Source organism: Porphyromonas sp. (assembly GCF_030529325.1).
GTDB lineage: Bacteria > Bacteroidota > Bacteroidia > Bacteroidales > Porphyromonadaceae > Porphyromonas_A.
This window is the reverse complement of the sequence record NZ_JAUMXC010000037.1, coordinates 1-20,977: the sequence shown is the minus strand read 5'-3', so window position 1 is coordinate 20,977 and position 20,977 is coordinate 1. Positions and strand designations below refer to the sequence as shown.

Genomic DNA, 20,977 nt, shown 5'->3' with positions numbered 1-20,977 from the left:
TGCCCCAGGGGAAAAAGGGAGAACTAACCTTACACACTTTTTCGGACACTACCTAGGGAACACGTTCTGATGTGCTGAAAAAAGGATCTTCCGTTACTGACCGATGCGGCATAAAAAGGAGTCCGTCCCAAAGTCATATCTAAAGGCTTTGGGACGGACTCCTTTTTAAGTATCTGTCTCTATTCTATTTCCTGCCGAAGTCTGCGGGGATCTCCCCTCTTGTCTCTGTGTCCCACTTGAGGATTGTGTAGGGCGAGAGATCATGGGTCTTGAGCCAGGCGAGGGCTCTGTCTATATGTTGCCAGAGGAGATCGGTTTTGGCATCACGAGCGAGAGTGGTCTTTACAGCCTTGTTTTTCACCCATGATATGGCTGTCCTGCTGTCGGAGTAGATCGGTACTATATACCTCCTTTGCTCCATGAGGGCAAGGGCATGGACAATGGCGAGAAATTCGCCGATGTTGTTGGTGCCCTTGGTATATTTTTGACTGTGAAAGATGACATCGCCGGTCTCTATCAACACCCCTCTGTACTCCATCACTCCCGGGTTGCCCGAGCAAGCCGCATCCACGGCTATGGCATCGGGATCTATGGGGGAGAGAACTTCAGAGGTGTCGGCAGATACTTTCTTCCTCGGTCGGGTGACTTTGGGTGCTCCGCCCAAGAGGATAGAGTTGGCTTCGGCACGAGAGATCCCTTTGAAGGACTTGTACCTTGCGCCCTTCTGCCCTATCACCTGTCGCTTACACTCGTCCCAACTCTCGTATATACCCGGCTCACGTCCCGACCAGACGACGTACCACTTCTTTTCGCTCTTACTCATCAAAATATATACGTGTAGGTCAGTCCGTCCTTGCTCACAGTGACCTCCGATGCTCCGATGACCTCGGCATAGGCGCGCATTTCGTGATCTGTGCCGGTCATCTTGTGGACAACGGCGTGACGACACATCTGTCCGCGCATCATCTTGGTATAGACAACGATCTGTTTGATCTTGCCGTCCTTGCGCACCTTGAAAAGTGGGTGTACGACACGTACCTCACGTTGTACCCTCTTCCAGTCAAAGAGCTGCTTCATCTCTTCGCTTGCGAGGAAAAGGAGAGTCCCTCCATGAGCTTTGACCTCTTCGATCAAGATATCCGTCAGTGTACCACGCCAATAAGCGAAGATGGTGTCGCCCTCGGTGGCTTCGAGGCGCACGTCTCCCTCCATACGATATGAGCGTATGGCATCGCAAGGCTTGAGGAGACCGTACATAAAGGAACAGATACGCAACTGATCGACTACCCTCTGTCGCTCTTCGTCTGTGAGGGTCTCGGGCGAAAGGTTTTTGAAGACTATACCGTCATAAGCCATAAAGGCGGGTGTCTCCGGAGCTTGGGCAAAACTTTGGTATGTCGTGTGGACTTCTTCTGCAAGTTTTGGTGTCAGTTTGAGTTCTCGCGAAAGATCGGAAATGCTCTTTCCGCTCATTTCAAAAGCAAAACGCTCGGCGATGTGTCCAAACTGTGGTTTTGTCGTCTCTACAAGGGCGTCCTCGACGGTACGCATGAGCTTGGCGGGGGAAATAAGTATCAGCATGGGGTAGTATTTTGAGGGTTCTTGCGCTCCTGCGCTATGTATATGAGTATGAGGCGATCGGCAGAGAGATGTACCTCTTCGACCACTGCCTCATTGAGAGTTGCCTGCCAAAGGGAGGCAAAGTTGGTTCGCTCGAATGGGTACTTGACCCCCGAGGCACTGAGATGAGCCCCTCCGAGGTTGAAGAGAGAGAGTTGTTGCCCCACCTCTACGGTGAGCGTACAGTCTCCCTCAAACGGCAAAAATGTCCCGTAGTCCGACATCATCCTCACCTCCATCCCGAGCATATGGTACTCACAGAGGAGCGAGATATTGCCCAGAGTATGGTCCTCGCGACGTCCTGTGCCACCGAGTATACAGACACGCATCCAACCATTGTCCTTACAGAGCATGATAGCCTTGGTGAGGTCGTTGGTATCCTGATTCTGTACGTGCACAAAGGGTATACCCAGTTCCTCAAGGCGTGCCATGGGCACCGAGTCTCCATCTCCGATGACACAATCGGGACGGCGGGACGAGTGTTCGAGCAAGCCCCTGACTGCTCCATCGCAGACGATGAGGTGAGGGACCTCTTCGATCATCTTCCTCAAGCCGGCGTCGGAGGGATAGTCTCCTTGAGCAAGTACTATGGCTTGGGGGGTATAGCTCAGTCGGTCTCTGAAGTCAAAAGTACAGGTATTCATCTCTCAGTAGCAAGCATGAGTCTGCGCCAGTTGAAAAATCCGACCAACGCCATGACGGTGTAAATGACAAAGAAACCGCAGGTGATGTAAAATCCCTGGAGAAGAAAGAGGATGCAGAAGATGGCATTGGAGACAAACCAGCAGTACCAGTTCTCCATATACTTCTTGGCGAGCAACCACATACCCACAAATGCAATGACAGTGGCAGTCACGTCCCAGAAAGGATAAGGACTGTCCGTGTAGTGCTTAAAGACGGGTGTCAGGATAGCTATACCCGGTATCGCAATACCCAGCAGATACAGGATTATATGCCGAGGAGCAAAGGCTATCTTGTCCTCCTGCGGGGCTTCATTGCGCCGATGGTGCCACAGCCACCAGCCCCATATCGCTGCGATGAGGTAGTAGATATTGACGAAGATATTGCCGTACATCTCTCCGACAAAAGATATGTATATGTAGAAAAACGGCAAGATGACACCTACCGGCCATAGCCAGATGCTTGCCTTGATCTCCAACAGCACGTACAATATACCGATGACGGCTGCCACGATCTCTATGATCTGTATCGTATCCATATATAGGTCTTGTGATTAAGTACCCCAAATTTAAGATTTTTGGATGTGGTATGGAAGTCCTTGCGGAGTATTGGCTCTGAGACGAGGTAAAGAAGGGTCATCATCAAGGTAAGGAACTTGTGATAAACAGGTAAGGAACTTCCGACCGAAAGTTCCTTACCTGTTTTGCGACCACTCCGGATCTTGATGAAATATATCGACTGAGGGACTTTGGATGCCTGCCCTCCGAGTGCCTTTGATCAGAAGACAAACTGCAACTGGGTCATGATGGCGTGCACGCTGCTGACGCCCTTTCCGAACGCTATCGGGTTGTCGATGAATCGGTACTGTACCTGAGCGCGACATCTGCCATAAAACCAGTACTGAGCCCCCAGGGTGAAGGCATTTTGGAGCTCGAAGTCTGAGGTGTCGAGAGTGAGACCATCGTATGCCGCGATGAGTTCGACCTTCGGAGCTACCTGATAAGCTCCTGTGAGGTAAAAGCCCGTGCTCTTCATGTCCTCATCCTTGCCCCACAACCATTCGCCGACAAAGCGCAGATCCTTGTATTCGCCCGAAAGCGCAAGGCCGGTACGTGTACGGTGGTACTTCTCTCCTGCCTTGAGGCTGAAAGCATCGCTCTGAGCCAGACGAGTCCCTGTCATGTATGAGCCGTAGAGGAAGAGGTTGTCGTTGAGGTGTATCTTGAGAGATGCTGCATGAGTGGTCGGGCGGGTGTCGATCTTGGCATTCATCCCTTGACCGTTCATGAGCATGATGCGGTAGCTGAGTTTGTTGTCTACGATATCTCCTTTGAATTCCAATCCTATGTCTCTACCCGCAATGCCATAGCAGCGAGGGTCGATACCTATGCCGTTGAAGAATATCCCCGAGTGGCTCGCTCCCGGGATGAGATTGGAGAGGAACGGAGCGATCTGATTTTCGAGAGAGTAAGGGGTCTTGAACTGCCCTAACTTGATGCGCAAAGCATTGGAGATCTTGTACTCCATGTAGAGGTCTTTGAGGATGACGGGGTTATTGAACTGTGATGTGATACCGAAGCTCCATCTGTCTGTGATCCGTCCGTCGACAATTATCTCCGAGAGGCGGATGTGGAAGCCACCCATATCATTTCCATCGGTGAAGTGATGATCATAACCCAGCATACCGAATCCTCTTACCGTAATGCGATCAAGCATGGACTTCGCAGACTCCTGCTGCTGTGCATTGGCGCCGAAGCATAGGATACTTGCGAGTGCCAGAAATGCGTAAATTCTTGTTTTCATACTTATTTGATTTTGTGTTGATTATATACTCTGTGATCGGAAATTACCCGTTGCGCCATCTGCAGAAGTAGGCTTCGGCAATGTCGGTGAGAAAAAAGAGGATGAAGCCCACAATACTCAGTACGACTATACCTCCGTACATCTCGACGTAAGACAGGCGCATCCAGGCATCTATGATGAAGTAACCCATCCCTCTGTCCGTGCCGTAAGTCTCCGTGACAAAAAGTACAGAGATCGCTGTACCGATGGCTACGCGGAGGGTGGAGAGGACCTCGGGCAAAGTAGCAGGCATGAGGATATGCCTCAATATCTGCAATGTCGAAGCCCCGAGAGAGGTGGCGACGAGGAAACTCTCCTTGGGGATGTTGTTGATACTGTCTCGTACGTTGACGATGATCTGAAAGAGGAGGATGAGGACGATCATCACTATCTTGCCTGCGTCCCCGAGGCCCGCAAGTATCATCACGATAGGCAGGAGGGCGAGCTTGGGGATAGGATAGCACAGGTAGACAAAGGAGCCGAGCAGTAGCCTTACCTTGCGAAATCTGTACATTGCCCATGCCACAAAGACGCCCATCACAAGAGCTATGGGGATCCCGATAAAGAGCCTGTACAGACTGGCAAATATATGTGGGGTGAGTTTGTCGCTGAGGAGTCGTGGGAGAGCAGCATAGACCTCGGCAGGAGAGGATAGGGCGGAAGTACCGAGCGTCAAGGCTGCAATCGCCCAAAGTATATTGATGAGCGCAGCACCGATGATGATTTGATATATGGTACGTCTGATGCGCTTCATGATTCGTTGCCTGATAAGTGGGTACGTATGGTCTGAGCATCGGGGGTGTCGTAGCTTGCCACTATACGCCCGGGGTTTTCTCCCATGACGATGATATGATCGCACATGGAGATCGCTTCATCGATGTTGTGCGTCACCATGACGGTGGTCACACCGGTGAGACTTTGGAGGTTGGCAAAGAGGCGACGACTCTTCTCTGCGGTATTGATGTCAAGAGCGGAGAAGGCTTCGTCGAGCAGGAGGATGTCAGGCTTTTGGACAAAGGCCCTTGCGAGGGCTACGCGCTGACACTGTCCTCCGCTGAGTTCGTGCGGAAAGCGTGACATGAGAGTGTCTATCTCAAGCTCTTCGGCAACTTTATCAAAGAAGTCCCTATCGGCTTCTTGTCGTCTCAACTGCAAAGGGAAGAGGATATTGTCTCCCGCCGTTTTCCAAGGCAAAAGCCCGTAGTGTTGAGGTACAAGCCCTATCGAAAGACGTCGGGGATCGGGCTTTTCGCCTCCTATGAGTACCCTTCCGTCATAATCCGTCAAGATCCCCGCCAATAGGTGAAGTAGAGTAGACTTGCCACAGCCCGAAGGTCCTGTGATGCCACAGACGATGCCCTCGGGGATATTGCACGTGATCTCCGAGAGGGCTTGTGTCTCCTTGCCCGCGCGTCGGTAAGTGACCGACAGATGCTCAATAAGGACGGGACTACTCATATATCTTTTCTCGATCTTCGATGAGGATCATCAGGGGATGAAGGACTTGTCTACCAAGCCCTCACTGTCATAATCGGCAGGGACAAGCGCTTTTTCTTTGAGCCATGCTATGGTCGCCTGCATATCAGCAGCATCAGGGAGTTGGGCATAGGTAAAGTCCGGTAGTTGGACAAGCTCTGCCACCTCTTGAGGGAATCCTGCATCCTCAGTCAGGATATGTATCCACTCGGTACGAGGATGATATCTCATGTAGTCCACAGCAAGGTTGTATGCCTTCAATAGGGTACGGATGCTTTCGCCCTTGGTTTTGATGGCCTCGGCTGTAAACATCGTTCCCGTCACATGAAAACCGAGCGAGCCCGTAGACACAAGAGAGACTGCGCCCCTCTCTTTGGCTATCAGAGCAAAAGGATCGGGGAAGACAGAAGCATCTATCCCGCCGGAGAGGAGCATCTCCATACGCAATGGGATCTTATTGATCTCTACCTTGGTGATGTCGGCTCGGGACACTCCGGCTTCGGAAAGTATACGGTCGGTAGCGTACTCGATGACAGTGTTGCGAGATACGGCTATCTTCTTTCCCTTGAGCGACGAGAGGTCTTGCCCCTCTTTGACAATGAGTTCGAAGAGTCCGTCATGCTTCATCACGAGAGACAAAGGTACACCGTTGGCGTGCTGGAGAGCCGCTCCGGTAAAGTCGATGACCGTGCCGTCGATGATCCCTGTCCTGAATGCTGCATCTCTGTCGTTGGCGGAGAAAAACTTCACGATCTCCACGTCCAAGCCCAGTGAGTCGTTGATCCCCATACGTTCCGCCACGGCGAACGGGATATAGTCTACCGAGGACATCGCTCCGAGTTTGAGCTTAGGAAGATCCGAAGTCCCCTTCTGTCCTTGCTTACCTGCGCATCCCACGAAGATAAACAGCGATAAAATCAGAGTAATATATTTCATAATATCTCTTTCTGTTGAGTATAAGCTCCTGCTAATTATAAACAAATTTACGGATTATAATCATTCCCCCAAAGCAGGGACGGAGCGACAGACATCTCCGCTACTTCAAGAAGGATTTGACAATCAGTTCATCAACAGTCATACATCGACACAGACCTCCCGCAATTTTTATCTACTGCGACGAACGAGACAATCCCAAGCTGATATGGAGTAGAGCACTCGTGTCTCGACTTGTCCGGTAGGGGTGTTTTGGACAAGGTGTGAGGAGAAGATGTAGAACCTTCAAAATTCAGGTGTCTAACTTGATGAATGAAGTTGTCTAACTTGATGACGAAGGTTAGACGACTTTTTTTCAGCCCTTCGATGAGGCTCATCAGAAGAGTGGTTTTGAACCCCGATTTCGGAGATCCCGCATGGTGGAGGATGAGGGTGTGTCGATCGGAGCGGAGCGGTGTGCAGGTGACAAAATGTCACACCGCCTTCAGCCCTACTGTTTAGAGCCTTTTGGGGGGGCTCGGGTGTGTGCCAAATCGGGTATGGTATGAGCCATATGACGGTCTTATCTCCTTTTTTGTGTGGAGATTATCTTGATTGTTCCAACTTTTCTTCGCTCTTCCCCTGATTCTCAATGTGTAATCAGATGCTTTTTTGTAATTTTGCTCGATAATTGAGATCGAACCCTATTTAGCAACGACGCAATGGAATACAGATTTAACGAGATAGAGAAGAAGTGGCAGTCCTACTGGAAGGAAAATAATGTCTACAGAGTAACTGAAGATCCCTCTAAACCAAAGTTTTATGTCCTCGATATGTTCCCCTACCCATCGGGAGCGGGTCTCCATGTCGGGCATCCGCTGGGGTATATCGCTTCGGATATCATTTCTCGTTATATGCGTCACAAGGGGTTCAATGTCTTGCACCCCATGGGCTTCGATGCTTATGGCTTGCCTGCCGAGCAGTATGCCATCCTCACGGGACAGCATCCCGAGGTGACGACTCAGGTGAATACCGAGCGTTACCGCAAGCAGTTGGACAACATCGGCTTCTCCTACGATTGGGAGCGCGAGATACGCACGTGTGATCCCGGGTATTACAAGTGGACACAGTGGGCGTTTGTCAAGATGTTCAACTCCTACTACGACAACAAGGCTGACAAGGCTCTTTCGATAGACGACCTTGTGGCACACTTCGAGGCCAAGGGCACTGAGGGTTTGGATGTTGCTTGTGGCGAGATGCTCAACTTCTCCGCTCAGGATTGGCAGGCGATGGACGAAAAAGAGCGTCGCCGCACGCTGATGAACTACCGTCTGGCCTATCTCGGTGAGACGATGGTGAATTGGTGTCCTGCGTTGGGGACAGTCCTTGCCAATGACGAAGTGAGCGAGGGGCTCTCTGTGCGTGGAGGACATCCTGTGGAGCAAAAGCGTATGATGCAGTGGTGTCTCCGTGTCTCTGCTTATGCCGATCGTCTGCTCAAGAGTTTGGAACAGCTCGAGTGGAGCGATGCCCTCAAGGAGACCCAACGCAACTGGATCGGTCGCTCCGAGGGTGCTGAGGTCAACTTTGCCATCAAGGGTAGAGACGAAGTGATGACGGTCTTCACGACTCGTGCCGATACACTTTTCGGCGTGTCCTTTATGGTCCTTGCTCCTGAGAGCGAGTATGTGAGTCTTGTGACTTCGCCCGAACAGCGTGAGGCTGTCGAGGCTTATCTCGAGCGTACAAAAAAACGCACCGAACGTGAGCGTATGATGGACAAGTCTGTGACGGGTGTCTTCAGCGGTGGCTATGCCGTGCATCCTGTTACCGGTGCCGATGTGCCTGTCTGGATAAGCGACTATGTCCTTGCCGGCTATGGTACGGGTGCAGTGATGGCTGTCCCCGGGCACGACACAAGAGACTTCGCCTTTGCGCGTAAGTTTGATCTGCCTGTGATTCCTGTGGTCAAGGGTGGGGAGGACTTCGATGAAAATACATCCAATTGGGAGAACGCGATTGACAGTCACGAAGGGGTAATGATCAATTCCGACTTCCTCAACGGTTTGAGCGTAGATGAGGCTATCGAGCGTATGCGTGCCCATCTCGAAGAGAAAGGTTTCGGCAGACGTCGTGTGAACTATCGTCTGCGCGATGCTATCTTCAGCCGTCAACGTTATTGGGGAGAACCATTCCCCGTATATTATAAGGAGGGTATGCCCTATACCCTTCCGGAGGACAAACTACCGCTTCTCCTACCTGAGATAGATAAGTTCTTGCCGACAGAGACTGGCGAGCCCCCTCTCGGACGTGCCGAAGGCTGGCACACCGAGGAAGGCTATCCTCTCGAATTATCGACCATGCCCGGTTTTGCAGGGTCTTCGGCATACTTCCTCCGCTATATGGATCCGCACAACGATGAAGCCCTCGTAGGCCGTGACAAAAATGAGTACTGGAGATCGGTGGATCTCTACCTCGGTGGTACGGAGCATGCTACGGGGCACTTGATATACAGTAGATTCTGGAACAAGTTTTTGTTTGACCTTGGCTACATCTGTGAAGATGAGCCTTTCAAGAGGTTGATCAATCAGGGTATGATACAGGGGCGCTCAAACTTCGTCTACCGTATCAAGGATACCAATACTTATGTTTCCCTCGGATTCAAAGACAAGTACGATGTGATGCCTATACACGTGGATGTCAATATCGTATACAATGATAAATTGGATATAGAGGCATTCCGCAACTCTCAACCTGATCGCAAAGACGCAGAGTTTGTATACGAAGCTGATGGTTCGTACGTCTGTGGTTGGGCGGTAGAGAAGATGAGTAAGTCGTACTACAATGTCGTCAATCCTGATGATATCATAGAGCGATACGGTGCAGATACCTTGAGACTCTATGAGATGTTCCTCGGGCCTCTCGAGCAGTCCAAGCCTTGGGATACCAACGGTATAGACGGTGTACACAGATTTTTGAAAAAACTCAATGGGTTGTTCTTTGACGGGGACACGTTCTCTGTCACCGAAGAGGCTCCTACGGCAGAAGAACTGAAGACATTGCACAAGACGATCAAGAAGATCAGTAGCGATATCGAGGGTATCTCCTTCAATACAAGTGTCAGTGCCTTTATGATCTGTGTCAATGAATTGCAGGCTCTCAAGTGCAATAAACGCGCTATCCTTGAGCCTCTTACTATCCTCATCTCTCCTTTTGCTCCACACTTGGCAGAGGAGTTGTGGCATTTGCTCGGACACGAAAGCACCGTGACGGCAGAGCCTTACCCCGTGTGCTGTGAGGAGTACCTGGTGGAAAACTCCGTGAAGTACCCGATCTCCTTCAACGGTAAGGTGCGCTTCACACTCGAGCTTGCAGCTTCCCTCTCTCCTAAGGAGGTCGAGGAGACTGTCCTTGCCAACGAACAAACTCTCAAAGCCCTTGGAGACAAGACGCCCAAGAAGGTGATCGTCGTGCCGGGACGTATCGTCAATATCGTCATCTGAAATAATTTAAAGGCTTAAAATACACAACTTTATTAGGAAAAATGAATACCAAAAGAAATCTTTTTAATGCGATCAAGGACTACGCGTTTATATTCGTCAGTATCCTTCTCTATGGCTTTGCGTGGCAAGGTCTGATCTTCTCTCATAAGATCACTACGGGTGGTCTTGCGGGTATCTCTTCTGTCATCAGTTGGGCTTTTGAGATCCCTGCATCTTACCCATACAACATCATCAACGTAGGTCTGGTGATCCTGGCTCTCTTCATCTTGGGTTGGAGATTTTCTCTCAAGACCGTGTACAGCGTGGCTGTATTGGCTCTCACCATTCCTTTCTACGAAAGTTTCTTCGCCAAGCACGGTCCTCTATTGGCTGATCAGCCCGTGCTTGCGGTTGTTCTCGGGGCTATCCTCTGCGGTCTGTCTCTCGGTATGGTCTTCTCTGTCAATGGATCGACAGGGGGTACGGATATCGTCGCAGCCATCATCAATAAGTACCGCAATGTCACTATCGGCCGTGCTCTCATGCTCATAGACTTTGTGATCCTCGGTGTATCTTACTACTTGTTCAGAGACGCAGACAAGATCATCCTTTCTCTCGTGGAAGTCATCGTTGTGAACCTCACTGTGGACTACTACCTCAACGGTTATCGTCAGAGCGTGCAGTTCTTCATCAACACAAAGAAGCACAAAGAAGTGGCTGATACCATCATGAGCGAACTCAACAGAGGTTGTACTTTCATCGAAGCTGAGGGAGCATTTACAGGTGAGAAGCAAAAACTTGTGATGGTCATAGCTAAGAAGTCTGAGTCTACTATGATCTTCCGTGCTATCAAGTCTGTCGACCCCGAAGCATTTATCTCTCAGAGTCTCGTCAGAGGCGCTTATGGCCGTGGATTTGAACCTCTACAAAGCATCAAGGATAAATGATGAAACTTGTCTTTGCAACACATAACGATCACAAACTGAATGAGGTGAGAGCTATCCTCGGCACTCTTGTGGACGTCGTGTCTCTCAAGGATCTCCAAGACTTCGAAGAGATCGAGGAAAACGGAACAACCCTTGAGGAAAACGCATCTATCAAAGCCCGTACCGTGTATGCACGGCACGGGCTTGCTTGTTTTGCTGATGATACCGGGCTTGAGGTAGAGGCTCTCGATGGAGCCCCCGGAGTTTACTCCGCGCGTTATGCAGGGCCGGGTCACGATGCCAAAGCCAATATGGCAAAACTCCTCGAAGAGATGAAAGACAAGTCTGACCGTTGTGCGCGCTTTCGCACTGTTGTCTCGCTTATCATAGACGGCAAAGAACATCTGTTTGACGGTTCGGTGGCAGGGGAGATAATGTACGAACCTTCAGGCGTAGAGGGGTTCGGCTATGATCCTGTCTTCCGTCCCGAAGGTTGTTCGGAGAGCTTTGCGGAGATGTCCGCGGAGAAGAAAAACAGCATGAGTCACCGAGGCAGAGCCATCCAAGCCCTTGCGGCATACCTTAAAGACCTCACTACCGGCTATTGATAAGACGACAGAAAAAAGTATAGAGCTGTCGATATCGAAGTGCCTATTTTGGTGAATCTAAGTGCTTACTTTGATATGCCGGGTTAGACGACTTTTTGAGTGACCTTTACGGCACCTCTCAAGGAGGCATCAGTGTTTGTATCGAAACTGTTTGCAGTCATTTTCCTTCCCTATATAAGTACCCACCCGATAACCCCCACAACTATTTCATGGGACTACCTCTCATTCAGTCCGAAGCGCCACAAGCCTACCGGCTTTCCGATCTGCTGAGCCACGTGCAACAGTTGGTCAGGAGCACCTATGGTGGGGTGTATTGGATCATCGCTGAGGTCATCGAGATCAGCCACAGTAGAGTAGGGCATTACTACTTTACCCTTGGGGAGATGAGGGATGGCAAGATGGTTGCCAGGGTGCAGGGCAACCTCTGGGCGGGGACGGCCAGGTCTGTCATGGCTGATTTTGAGCGGACTACGGGAAGTAAGGTCGATAAGGGGATGCAACTCATGTTACAAGTCAAGGTCGAGTTTACCTCACTTTACGGGCTTTCACTTACGATCCTCGGCATCAATGCGGAGTATACACTCGGCAATCTCGAAGTCCTCAAGAGGCTTGCCATAGAGAGACTGCAGAGTGAAGGCGTTTTTGATATGAACCGCTCCCTCTCCTTGCCCCTCCTTCCTCTTCGGCTTGCCGTCATTTCATCAGATACAGCGGCAGGGTGGGGCGACTTCTGCCGGCAGATAGAGCAGAGCGCTATCAGCGACTACCTTCATATCACACTCTTTCCTGCTATCATGCAGGGCACTCAGACTACACCCTCGATCCTCTCTGCTTTGGATGAGATCATGGAGCATCCTAAGGATTTTGATGCCGTCCTTGTCCTCCGTGGAGGAGGTAGCAGACTTGATCTCAGTGCTTTTGACGATTACGAACTGTGTGCGCACCTTGCCCAATTTCCCTTACCCGTCCTCACCGGTATAGGTCATGAGAGAGACGAGTCCGTGGCAGACCTTGTCGCTCACACGAGACTCAAAACACCCACGGCACTGGCAGAGTATATCATCCGTCGTGTGGAGGAGGCTCTCGGACGGCTTACGGATGTCGAGGCTCGCCTGCAGACACTACTCAAGAACTCCGTTGATGGGGTGGAGCGCTCGATCTCCTTTCTCCGGACCCGTCTGCGCCAACACCTCTATCGTCTCACGCTTGACGAAGCACAACGGCTTCAAGCCCTTTCCAACAACCTCTTTCTCCCTCTCCGCAGGCTTGTCTCTCAGTCCGAAAATCGTATCCATACTCTTGTGCATACGCTCAATAGAGGGCTCCACCGACATCTTGCCAACGAGACAAACACGCTCCACAACAAGCGACATCGTCTGTCTCTCTCCTTGAGGCAACTCCTTGACAAAACCTCTCATTATCCCGAGCAACACAAGCTCCGACTCATGACTCTTCTGCGACCTCTTCCTGCCAATGAGCTGCGCCACATCGATAGTCTCGACAAGGTCATCAGGACATACGATCCGACACATATCATGCAGAGGGGATTTCTTCCTGTACTTCGAGAGGGCAGGCCTGTGACCTCCACTGCCGACCTTTCGCAGGGCGCAGAGGTTTCTATCTTACTTCCCGATGGTGTGGCAACAGCAGAGATCCAAGATATAAGCAAAGAAAAATAACCAACAGATATATAAGTAATTATGGCTAAGAAAGACAAGTCTCGAGACATCTCCACTCTTACCTATGATGAGGCTCTTCAGGAATCCGAAGCGATCCTCAACAGGCTCGAAAACGAAAAACTCCCCATCGACCAAATCATCGCAGAGAGTCGCCGTGCAGCTGCTCTCATCAAGCACTGCAAGTCCAAGATCGTCGAAGTGAGCAAAGAAGTCGGAGACATCATCGATGATCTCCAAGATGATGGACTGTCAGCCCTCTGATATACGGACCGGGGGAAAAAGATGAGGGCAATCTCAAGATCATTGAGACTGCCCTACGTGTCTGTCTTTGGTTAACCCTACGATTAAAGGATGTCTCACGACATCCCTTAACCCATTTTGTTTAACCTTAAATCTAATACTATTATGAAAAAACCACATGACAAATATAAACACTATTTTTTACTTGTGAAAGTTTTTGTGTCAAAAAAGTGTCTTTTTTAATTTGTTATGGTTTTAGATTGTGTCATAATGAGAGTTTTTTGGCTTAATTTTATGTCTATTTGTTATTGGTTGTGTGTCTTTTCTTATCTCTTTTTATTCCTGTGAAATCTCTCTGTTAGAGAGGATTTGGGAGGCTTTTATATCCTTCTCTAACCATGTCGATTTGGGTGGATATTATGAATAATTTTGATATTCCCGAGAAAAAAACTTTTTTCTGCTCAAATTCTCTTTTTATCCATATTTTCAGCTCATTTCTTTCCGTTTTGCATCTGAAGAGGGCCTGATTTTCCCATTTACCACATCAAATATCCCCCCCAATCATGAGGCCTTTTTCTTCCCGATGAGATTCGCTTTAGGAGGCCGCAGAGAAAAAGATGTACATCTCTCGAAATTCAGGAGTCTAACTTGATGAATTAAGTTGTCTAACTTGCGATGTCAAGTTAGACAACCTTTTTTTGCCCCTTCCCGATCCTTTGACAGAGAAGCCTTGCTACCATGTGCGATCTGTGGAAGATTGGGGCTGTTTTGGGGATTACGACCACAAAATACTTTATCTTTGTTATATAGTAAAATATAGAAATTGTCTGCTATGAACCGAAAACCTATACTTACCGTGCTCACAGGTGCCGGGATGAGTGCCGAGAGTGGTCTGGCTACATTCAGAGACTCCGACGGCTTGTGGGCTAAGTACAAGATCGAAGAGGTCTGTACTCCGGAAGCCTTGCGTGCCAACCCTCAGCTTGTCATAGACTTCTACAATATGAGACGAAGAGAGTGTGCCAAGGCGCAGCCCAACGAAGGGCACCGTCTCCTTGCCGAGCTCGAAAAGGACTATGACGTGCGTATCGTGACTCAAAATGTCGATGACTTGCATGAGCGTGCCGGATCGACAAATATCATCCACCTGCATGGGGAGTTGTTCAAGTGTGCTTCGGTAGCCAATCCTTATCGTCCGCTCCCTCTTCCTGAGGGTCGTATGGAGATGACGATGGAGGATAAGGACGAAAATGGCCATATGCTCAGACCTTTTATCGTCTTCTTTGGCGAACAAGTGCCTCGTCTCAAGGATGGAGCAAGAGAGGTCCAACGCGCCGATATCTTCCTCATCATAGGGACTTCGCTCAATGTCTATCCGGCTTCGGGGCTGATCCACTATACACAGAGTAATACGCCTGTCTTCCTCATCGATCCCAAAGATGTCAATGCAGGGTCGAGGGTGCATTATATCAAAGCGGGAGCTTCGGAGGGTATGAAGATTTTTGTCCAACAGCTCAAGGAAATGGGACTATGAGCGGAGTAAAGATGGATTGGCACAAGCTCATCAGTGACAGAAGGTTCGGCTTGGAGCACTATGAGAGCAAAGAAAGCACACGCACCGACTTCCAGAGGGACTACGACAGGTTGATCTTCTCTGCACCGTTCAGGAGACTGCAAAACAAAACACAAGTCTTTCCTCTACCCGGGACGATATTCGTTCACAACAGGCTCACGCATAGCCTTGAGGTGTCATGCATCGGGCGTTCGCTTGGGACGCAGGTCGGTCGTTCGGTCAAGGAGAGGCATCCCGACCTGGAGGCCGACTTCTCCGACTTCGGAGCGATAGTGTCTGCGGCTTGTCTGGCACATGATATGGGTAATCCCCCTTTCGGTCATGCCGGAGAGAGAGCCATAACCGCGTACTTCACAGAGGGTAAGGGGCGGAAGTGGGAAGCTGCAGTGCGTGCCGAGGGTTGTCGATGGGAAGACTTCGCACAGTTTGAGGGAAATGCCAATGCCATCCGCCTGCTGACCCATGCTTTCAAGGGACGTCGAGACGGAGGTTTTGTGCTCACATACAGCACGCTGGCCTCTATCGTCAAGTATCCCTATACTTCGCTCTACAACGGAAAGAAGTTCGGATTTTTCGAGACCGAAGAGGAGTCTTATGCCAAGATCGCCGATCATTTGGGTTTGCTGAAACTCTCTGCCGAAGGTGAGCCTCCCGTGTATGCCCGTCATCCGCTCGTCTACCTCGTGGAGGCAGCTGATGATATATGCTATCAGATCATGGACATCGAGGATGCTTTCAAGTTGAAGATCCTTAGTTATGACGAGACGACGGGACTTTTGTTCGGGTTCTTTGATGCCGAGCGCAGGGCTGCCCTCGATAAGATCCTTGCCAAGGTGCAGGATATCAACGAGCGGATCGCTTACCTCCGATCATCGGCAATAGGTGTCCTCGTCGATGCTTGTGTGGACTGTTTCCTTGATCATGAAGACGAGATACTCTCGGGGACATTTGACGGAACACTCGTGGGCAACCTGCCCGATCCGCTGTGCTTTGCTTATGAGGATTGTCGGACGGTCGCCTTCGGGCGTATATACAACGCCAAGGAGGTGTTGGATATAGAGTTGGCCGGATTTAGGATATTCGAGTACCTCTTGGAGACCCTTATCGATGCACAACTCAATCCCGATCACGCCTACTCCAAGCTGTGGTTCAATAGGATACCTCCTCAATATGAGCTTGAGCGCACTTCACTGTATGGCAAGATACAGACTGCTCTCGACTATATCTCGGGTATGACGGACGTGTATGCTTTGGATGTCTACCGGAAGTTCACAGGTATGAGTTTGCCGGCAGTTTAACCCTCGTCTGTAACATAAAAGGATACCATGAAATTTGGAACAAATGCAATCCTTGTGTTGCTCCTGCTTGTCCTTTTTTCTGAGGTGCAAGGCTTGGCCTATGCACAGACCGTTGCCGGTTGGTATGGTGATGTGAGTTCTTTTGTACTGCACGGTGATCGCCTCAGTATAGCGGAGGGAGCTCAAGGCTCTTCGGCGATGCTTTACCGGGGCTATGAGGAGCAGGGGGAGGAGGCAGAGTATACTATCGAGACATACTTCGACAAGCCTCCTACAAGTCGAAATACGTTCAAGTGGGAAGTCATCTCCTACCGTGTCGGGGGAGAGGAGTACGGGCTGTATGTGACCCCTTCGCCCAAAGGTGGAGAGGTCTCTCTGTATGCCGAATTGCCCTCAGGAACGGATCGCAGGCTGTCCCAACTGTCTGTGCCCGAGCCTTTCGGAGACTGGAAAAGGCTCAAGATCTATGTGGATCGGAAAGGTAGAGAATTCAGACTCAGACTTGTATCTCCCAAGAAAAGTGTCTCGGGCACGTGGCTGACGCCTCCTATTGAGGGTGAGACCATCAGGCGGATGATCTTCACCGCCAAGTTTACCAAGAATGAGAAGAAAGGTCTGAGTTGGCGTTTGCCGAGAGTAGGAGGACCATCGACAGAGACGGAGACAACGGATGTGACACTTCTTTCTGTCGAGCCCGATGCGTCCGGTAGAGTCGTTGTCACCGTAGACAAGGAGGTGGTGACCACTGATGCTGTTGCAGAGTGTGATGGCTTTGCTCCGACGATAAGGTCTTTACCTGACGATGCGAAAAAGTTTGAGATCAACCTGCATCAAGCCTTTGCTGAGGGGCGAGTGTACACCATGCGTGTCAAGGGATTACGCACGACAGAGGGTGTCCTTGTCAATGATCTGTCGTTCGAGATATCGACCGGTGGTGATGGCGAAGAGCCTCCGGCATCGGACTTTGGAGATTGGACCGGAGACTTGTCTTTGTTTGTCCTGAAAGACGGAGAGCTGTCGTTGCGAAAGGATGCTCCTCCCGGTCAGGCAACATTGGCACTTCGTTACGGTGATGCAGACAGACCTCGTACTTTCCATATGGAGAGCCGTATGCAGCGACCTCCCACGAGTCGCAACACCTTCTACTGGCAACTCTTTTCCTTTAGGGCAGGAAATACTACCGAAGCCTTGGTCGTCAGACCCGACAATGACGCTGCCGCCGTTCAACTTTACCGTGAGGCCACCAAGGGGAATAAAGTCACCAAGCGGGTCTTGCTTGGTTCGGTACCTGTGCATTCTTCCAAAGATTCGTGGAAAAGGCTCGGTATCACCGTTCTGCGTAATGGAGACGGTCTGCAGATAAGGACAAGAGAGAGTGACGGAACTGAACAAGGTTCGGCACTCATTCCGTTGTCTGCGAGCGAAGGTTTTACCGGTGAGATGCTATTTACGGCCAAGTTTACCAAGGGAGAAAAAGACAAACTAAGCTGGATCCTGCCAACGGTCGTAGAAGAAGAGGGCGACATACCTCCCGCTCCTCCTGCTCCCACTCCTCCCGTGCCTGAGCCTCCCTCAGAAGATAAAGAAGTGCATATCTCTTCTGTGTCAGCAACGGAAGACGGCATCATCACGGTTGTTTTCGACAGAGAGGTAGATCTTTCCAAAGCAAAAGCTACCAGCCGAGGGTTTTCTCCTATCCTCACCTCAGACCCCGATGACCCTAAGCGTGCCACTATCGATATGGGTAAGAAGCTCCGTACAGACCACACATATAAGTTGTGGCTGAGAGGAGTCCGGACGAGGGCAGGCAACGAGGTCAAAGCTATTGCTTTCGAGGTGAGAGTGCATAAGGATGCTCAACCTCCGGTACCTCCTTCGCCTCCTGATGAACTTACCGGTTGGGAGGGCCAAGTCTCTCATTTCGAGTATCGAGGAGGACGTCTGTCTATAAATAAGGGTGCTGTCGGCCCTCAGAGTACTATTTCCCATACGTACGGAGATGAGCCTACGGCATGGCGGTACACACTCTCCTGCCTTTTCGAGCGTATCCCGTCCCGATACAATACTTTTCGTTGGGAACTGTTCTCCTACACTCAAGAGCAACAAACACTTAGTTACTTCGTCCGTCCCAATTCGACCGGATCGACCATTCAGTTGTGCAAGGAGTTCACAAAAGGTTCATCCCCTGCCAAAATTTCAGTCCTTCAAGAGATAGCCCTTTGTGATCCTTCGACAGCCTGGTCTACGCTTGCGATTACTCTCAATCATACGCGTAAGGGTTTGTTGATGAGTGTTGTAGAAGGAGAGTCTACGCATACTGCTGAGACCCTCGAAGTAGAGCGTCTCGGTGTGTTTTCGGGTAAGATGAAGTTCACCGCTGTGTACACCAAGGATGAGAAAAAGAAACTCCACTGGCGACTACCCGAAGTGGTACAGATAGAGGATGATCCGGACGAAGGTACTCCACCTGTCACCCCTTCTCCTCCCGATGAGATAAAGGGTTGGGATGGGCAAGCGTCTCATTTTGAGTACAGAGAGGGGCGTTTGTCCATAAGCAAAAATGCTGTCGGCCCTCAGAGTGCTATTTCTCACAAATACGGAGATGAGCCTACGGCATGGCAGTACGATCTCACCTGCCTCTTTGATCGTGTGCCGTCCCGATACAATACTTTCCGTTGGGAACTATTCTCTTACACTCAAGAGCAACAATCGGTTAACTATTTTGTCCGTCCCAATTCGACCGGTTCGACCATTCAGTTGTGTAAGGAGCTCACTAAAGGTTCATCTCCTGCCAAGATCTCTGTCCTCCAAGAGATTGCTCTTCGTGATCCATCCTCTACGTGGGGAAATATCGCTATTACTATCACAAATACTCGAAAGGGACTCTCTCTGACAATCCGAGAGGGAGAGACGAGCCACGTTGCGGAGCCTATAGGCATCGACCGTAGGGGCGTATTTTCCGGCACGATGAAGTTCACGGCGATATATACCAAAGATGAGAAAAAGAAACTGCACTGGCGATTGCCCGAGGTCAAGCAGATAGAAGACAATCCCGAAGTCCCCACAGAGCCTACTCCCGCTCCGATATCGGGGCAACTCCTATTCTCCGAGATCATGGCATCGCCCCCTGAGGATGGGCTGTTGGAGGGTGTCAGATACATCGAACTGTACAATCCGACAGATCGGACACTACCACTCGAAGCCTTTTCTTTGAGTTACAAAAATACCGCCTATACCCTTCCCGAGGCAGAACTGCTTCCCAAGGCCTACATGACCCTTTTTGCGGCTGACAATCAGCCTGCAGAGCCGTTGGAGGGCATGATAGCCATGGAGAAATTCCCTGCTTTGTCGGGTACATTCACGCTCGTCCTTACCAACAAAACCACGGAAGAAGAGTCCGATCGGATAAAATATTCGAACGCTCTCTATGGAAAGGGCTTTGACAAGGGTAAGGCTTCTGTCGAACGCCTATCTTTTACCGGAAAAGGGGATCAGTGGAGGCGATCGGATGCCCCTGAGGGAGGCACGCCCTCACGGCCAACGAAGATGAAGCCTTCCCTATCTGTGTCTTCGGCTTCGGTCGTCATCAACGAAATCCTCTTATCTCCTTCAGGCACAGGCGAAAAGTATATAGAGCTCCACAACCCCTCAGATCATGACGTCCGGCTCCAAGATCTTTATCTCCGATACCGCAACAAGCCTAATGCCGATCATACCGAGTGGCTCATCGTGACTGCTCCGCAGACATTGCCGGCCAAGGGCTATGTTGTACTCACGCCTTATCCCGATGCCTTGGTGCGTCTTTATCCTGATGTCGATCCGAAAACTCTCATAGAGCGCATCGACTTCCCCGGAGTCAGTCCGACCTACACCGAGATCGAACTTGTCAGCCATGCTGAGGATGAGATCATTGACAGCATTATTTATCGCCGTCAATACCTTGGCGACACATCGAAAGATCGCATCGGTTCGTCCCTCGAGAGGAGAGCTCCTCACCTCGACGGCACCAAGGCCGAGACCTGGCGAAAGGCTCTCAAGGAGAGTAGGGGCGGCACCCCGGGACGGGTCAATTCGGTACATGGCTTGCCTCCTACCGATGAGGAAGAGGAGAGCCTCGAGTGGCCGGATTCGCCTCGATTGGACTACGAGGCGTTGCAAACTTTTGGCGAAAGGTATGCTGACCGCCTGACTCTCGATGTCTATACTCTCAAAGGTCAAAGAGTTATCGTAGAGCAGGGTAAGGCCTGCCTGACTTTCATCGAGAACTTCCGGCAAGGTGTGCTTCAATGGGATACAGCTCTCTATGTCATCTCCGTACGCATCAAAGGAGAGGGCGATCAACAAGATCTCTTCTACAAATCCAAGTGGTTGTACCGGAGTCTGTAAGCAACACTACTTATCTCAGCGAAAAAAGATGCCTACCTTGATAAATCAACGTGCCTACCTTTCAACATCAAGGTAGGCACGTTGATTTCTTGCTTTCTACTTCTTCATCCGGCTACGATGGGCTAAAAGGAGCTGAAGTTGGGGCCGGCCGGCTTATGGGAGTTTGAATGGGAGGATACTGTCCTAAAAAAGTGTGTACGCCCCATTAGTCCTTAACTTTGAGATAAGAAAAAATAAAACCAAGAACAATGGAG

At 50.4% G+C, this 20,977-nt stretch carries 16 protein-coding genes; 8 read left to right on the top strand and 8 right to left on the bottom strand.

Annotation, left to right across the window (positions count from 1 at the left end; translation table 11 throughout):
* Positions 1 to 184: 184 nt before the first annotated feature.
* The 8 genes from Q4A14_RS06620 to Q4A14_RS06585 form a co-directional block, all read right to left on the bottom strand.
* Positions 185 to 823: a ribonuclease H family protein gene (locus Q4A14_RS06620; RefSeq protein WP_303170884.1), complete on the bottom strand. Its 639-nt coding sequence runs from the start codon at positions 821 to 823 to the stop codon at positions 185 to 187.
* A complete protein-coding gene (locus tag Q4A14_RS06615; RefSeq protein ID WP_303170883.1) occupies positions 823 to 1,581 on the bottom strand; it encodes a YaaA family protein in 759 nt (252 codons plus the stop codon). Before Q4A14_RS06615 ends, Q4A14_RS06620 begins: the two co-directional genes overlap by 1 nt.
* Positions 1,575 to 2,264: a thiamine diphosphokinase gene (locus Q4A14_RS06610; RefSeq protein ID WP_303170881.1), complete on the bottom strand. Its 690-nt coding sequence runs from the start codon at positions 2,262 to 2,264 to the stop codon at positions 1,575 to 1,577. The genes Q4A14_RS06615 and Q4A14_RS06610 overlap by 7 nt, the downstream gene beginning before the upstream one ends.
* Positions 2,261 to 2,839 carry a nicotinamide riboside transporter PnuC gene (pnuC, locus tag Q4A14_RS06605; RefSeq protein ID WP_303170879.1) on the bottom strand — a complete coding sequence of 193 codons (579 nt, stop codon included), beginning with the start codon at positions 2,837 to 2,839 and terminating at the stop codon, positions 2,261 to 2,263. The genes Q4A14_RS06610 and pnuC overlap by 4 nt, the downstream gene beginning before the upstream one ends.
* 239 nt (positions 2,840 to 3,078) lie before the next feature.
* On the bottom strand, positions 3,079 to 4,104 hold the full coding sequence (locus Q4A14_RS06600; RefSeq protein WP_303170878.1) for a porin: 1,026 nt from the start codon (positions 4,102 to 4,104) through the stop codon (positions 3,079 to 3,081).
* Positions 4,105 to 4,147: 43 nt separating this feature from the next.
* Complete coding sequence (locus tag Q4A14_RS06595; protein WP_303170877.1) at positions 4,148 to 4,897, bottom strand: ABC transporter permease; 750 nt, start codon at positions 4,895 to 4,897, stop codon at positions 4,148 to 4,150.
* Positions 4,894 to 5,601, bottom strand: a complete 708-nt coding sequence (locus Q4A14_RS06590) for an ABC transporter ATP-binding protein (RefSeq protein WP_303170876.1) — start codon at positions 5,599 to 5,601, stop codon at positions 4,894 to 4,896. The genes Q4A14_RS06595 and Q4A14_RS06590 overlap by 4 nt, the downstream gene beginning before the upstream one ends.
* Before the next feature lie 30 nt (positions 5,602 to 5,631).
* Positions 5,632 to 6,555: an ABC transporter substrate-binding protein gene (locus tag Q4A14_RS06585; protein WP_303170875.1), complete on the bottom strand. Its 924-nt coding sequence runs from the start codon at positions 6,553 to 6,555 to the stop codon at positions 5,632 to 5,634.
* A gap of 698 nt (positions 6,556 to 7,253) precedes the next feature.
* Here Q4A14_RS06585 and leuS point away from each other — a divergent pair.
* The 8 genes from leuS (at position 7,254) to Q4A14_RS06545 (ending at position 20,723) form a co-directional block, all read left to right on the top strand.
* Entirely contained in the window at positions 7,254 to 10,034 is a 2,781-nt protein-coding gene (gene leuS / locus Q4A14_RS06580; protein ID WP_303170874.1) for a leucine--tRNA ligase, read from the top strand.
* Positions 10,035 to 10,075: 41 nt separating this feature from the next.
* Positions 10,076 to 10,960 (top strand): YitT family protein, encoded by an 885-nt coding sequence (locus tag Q4A14_RS06575; protein ID WP_303170872.1) that lies wholly within the window; start codon positions 10,076 to 10,078, stop codon positions 10,958 to 10,960.
* Positions 10,960 to 11,547: a non-canonical purine NTP diphosphatase gene (locus Q4A14_RS06570; protein ID WP_303170887.1), complete on the top strand. Its 588-nt coding sequence runs from the start codon at positions 10,960 to 10,962 to the stop codon at positions 11,545 to 11,547. The genes Q4A14_RS06575 and Q4A14_RS06570 overlap by 1 nt, the downstream gene beginning before the upstream one ends.
* A 209-nt stretch (positions 11,548 to 11,756) precedes the next feature.
* A complete protein-coding gene (gene xseA, locus Q4A14_RS06565; protein WP_303170871.1) occupies positions 11,757 to 13,226 on the top strand; it encodes an exodeoxyribonuclease VII large subunit in 1,470 nt (489 codons plus the stop codon).
* 21 nt (positions 13,227 to 13,247) lie between these two features.
* A complete protein-coding gene (gene xseB / locus Q4A14_RS06560; RefSeq protein WP_303170869.1) occupies positions 13,248 to 13,487 on the top strand; it encodes an exodeoxyribonuclease VII small subunit in 240 nt (79 codons plus the stop codon).
* An 811-nt stretch (positions 13,488 to 14,298) separates the two neighbouring features.
* The gene (locus tag Q4A14_RS06555) at positions 14,299 to 15,000 is read left to right on the top strand and encodes a Sir2 family NAD-dependent protein deacetylase (protein ID WP_303170867.1); all 702 of its coding nucleotides are present in this window, start codon (positions 14,299 to 14,301) and stop codon (positions 14,998 to 15,000) included.
* 11 nt (positions 15,001 to 15,011) lie between these two features.
* Entirely contained in the window at positions 15,012 to 16,337 is a 1,326-nt protein-coding gene (gene dgt / locus Q4A14_RS06550; RefSeq protein WP_303170886.1) for a dGTP triphosphohydrolase, read from the top strand.
* A gap of 27 nt (positions 16,338 to 16,364) precedes the next feature.
* Positions 16,365 to 20,723: a lamin tail domain-containing protein gene (locus Q4A14_RS06545; RefSeq protein WP_303170866.1), complete on the top strand. Its 4,359-nt coding sequence runs from the start codon at positions 16,365 to 16,367 to the stop codon at positions 20,721 to 20,723.
* The last annotated feature ends 254 nt before the right edge of the window (positions 20,724 to 20,977 follow it).